The sequence below is a fragment of the Corallococcus exercitus genome (genome assembly GCF_003611585.1).
Classification (GTDB): domain Bacteria; phylum Myxococcota; class Myxococcia; order Myxococcales; family Myxococcaceae; genus Corallococcus; species Corallococcus exercitus.
Genome location: NZ_RAVW01000709.1, coordinates 1 through 2,588, shown reverse-complemented (window position 1 = coordinate 2,588; position 2,588 = coordinate 1). Strand labels below are relative to the sequence as shown.

At 69.8% G+C, this 2,588-nt stretch carries 2 protein-coding genes; both read right to left on the bottom strand.

From position 1 onward, the window contains the following. On the bottom strand, positions 1–415 hold a 415-nt coding region (locus tag D7W79_RS41170; RefSeq protein ID WP_147442334.1), incomplete at its 3' end, for a hypothetical protein. After that, on the bottom strand, positions 412–2,588 hold a 2,177-nt coding region (locus D7W79_RS41165; RefSeq protein ID WP_147442333.1), incomplete at its 5' end, for an AMP-binding protein. The genes D7W79_RS41165 and D7W79_RS41170, both read right to left, overlap by 4 nt.

Sequence of the window (2,588 nt, the reverse complement as noted above, 5' to 3'; positions counted from 1 at the left end):
GAGGGGCGGCCCGCCACAGGCGCCGGGCCGTGGCGGCCATGAACACGCCCATGGTGCCGTTGAGGTACAGCCACACGGTGTGCAGGTGGTGCTTCGCGACCCAGAACCACACCATCAGCGCGATGTTGAGGGCGAAGACGAGCGCCACCACGCCCAGCGCCGACACGATGCCCGCCCGCCGCTTGAAGATGAGCAGCAGGATGGTGAGGGGGTTGAGGACGGTGAACAGCTCGTTCACGACGACGAACCCCATGGGCAGCGGATCCGCCGGGTCGTTCGCGAAGAGACCGAACTTCGCCACGGTGAGGATGTGGATCAGCGAGCCCACGGAGAAGCACACGAACCACACGGCCAGGATGAGGCGGTTGGGCCATGGCGAGCCGCCGCGGGATGTCTCGGATGTTTCAACGGTCATGACTTGTCCTCCAGGGCCTCGCGCAACAGCGTGGCCACGTGCCGCACGTACGGCTCCTGCATGAGTTGATGGTGTCCCCCAGGGACGTCCCTCACGTCCAGTCCCCCCCGGACCCAGGGCTCCCAGCCCCGGTGGCGCGGCACCCCGGGGGTGGGCGTCGCCTCCGTGGCGGCGAGGAGCAGGGCCGGGCCCTCGTAGGGACCGGGGATGTAGCGGTCCATGGCGCGCAGGTTGGCCTGGTAGACGCGGAACAGGGCGCGCAATTGCTCGCGGCCCGTCGCTTCCTCCAGGAGACCGGCCTGGACGCCCACGGCGAGGAGCGTCCCCAGCATGGCGTCGTCGTCCATGCGCTCCAGGGCCTCGTCCGTCACGGGCAGGGTCAGGGAGAAGGCCTGGGCCACCGTCTGGGCGAAGGCGACGCGCACGCTGGCGTCGGGGTCCTTCTTCGGCGCCTCGGAGGAAGGCTGCTGTACGCCGGGGACGAAGGCGTCCACGAGCGCCAGCAGCCCCACGCCCTGGCCCTGCGCGCGCAGCTGACGGGCCATCTCGAAGGCGATGACGCCGCCGAGTGACCAGCCGGCGAGGAGGTAGGGCCCCTCCGGCTGCTCCGCGCGGATGGCGCCCACGTACAGGGCCGCCATCTCCTCCACGGTCTCCACCACGGCATGGCCCACCTGGAGGCCCCGCGCCTGGATGCCGATGACGGGCTGGTGGGGCCCGAGCAACCGCGCCAACTCCGGGTACGCGAGCACGTTGCCGCCGCCCGGGTGGACGAGGAACAGGGGCCTGCGGCCCGGCTCGCCCTTCTCCAGCGGGACGAGCGGCGACCACGCTCCGGCCTCGTCGCGCAGCAGCTTCGCCAGCTCCTCCACGGTGGGGTGCTGGAAGAGCGCGGCCAGGGGCACCTCATGGCCCAGGCGTTCGCGCAGCGTGGCCATCAGGCGGACCGCGAGCAGCGAGTGGCCTCCCAGCGCGAAGAAGCTGGTGCGGACACCGATGGGCTGCACGCCCAGGACCTCCTCCCACACGTTGACGAGCTGGGACTCCAGCGCGTCACGGGGCGCGACGAAGTCATCGCTCCGGGACGTGGAGACGTCCACGTCCGGCAGGGCCTTGCGGTCCACCTTGCCGTTGGAGTTGAGCGGCAGGGCCTCCAGCACCACCACCGCGCCCGGCACCATGTACTCAGGCAGCCGCTGACGCAGGCTGGCCTTCAGCGCCTCTGCCTCCAGCGTCTTGCCTGCCTTCGGCGCCACGTACGCCACGAGGCGCTTCTCCGCGCCCTCCCCCTTCGCCACCACGACGGCTTCCTTCACCGCTTCTTGCTGGCGCAGCGCGGACTCCACTTCTCCCAGCTCGATGCGGAAGCCTCGCACCTTCACCTGGAAGTCCACTCGCCCCAGGTACTCCAGCACTCCATCCGCCCGGTACCTCACCCGGTCTCCCGTGCGGTACATGCGGTTGCCGGCCGGCCCGTAGACTTCTGGCAGGAACTTCTCCGCCGTCAGCTCCGGCCTCAGCAGGTAGCCGCGCGCCTGGCCTTCTCCGGCCAGGAACAACTCTCCGGCCACGCCCACCGGCACCGGCTGGAGGTAGCGGTCCAGCACGTACGCCCGCGTGTTGGTGAGAGGCCGACCGATGTTCGGCACCTCTGCGCGTCCCACCAGCGACCACGTCGAGTACGTCGTGTCCTCCGACGGGCCGTACAGGTTGTAGAGCTTCTTCACCGTCGGCACCGAGTACACAGCCTTCGCCAGCGTCTCCGGCAGCGCTTCGCCTGCCAGGTTGATGACTTGGACGGACGGCGGCACTGCCCCCAAGCGCACCAGTTGCGCCATCGCCGAGGGTACGGTGTTGATGAGCGTGATTTCCGCCTCGGGCTTCTCCTCCAGCAGGTGCAGCGCATTGCGCACCACCACCACGCTTCCACCTCGCACCAGCGGCGCGAAGAGTTCGAAGACGGAGAGGTCGAAGTTGAGTGAAGTCGCCGCGAGCACGGCCTTCGTCTCCTCCTCCGTGAAGGTCTCCGTTGCCCACGCGAGGAATGCCGCTGCGTTCCGGTGCGTCACCGCCACGCCCTTCGGGCGGCCGGTGCTTCCCGACGTGTAGATGAGGTACGCCACGTTCTCCGGGCGCACGTCCGACGTCGGCGGGCAGCAGGACTCCTCCGCCC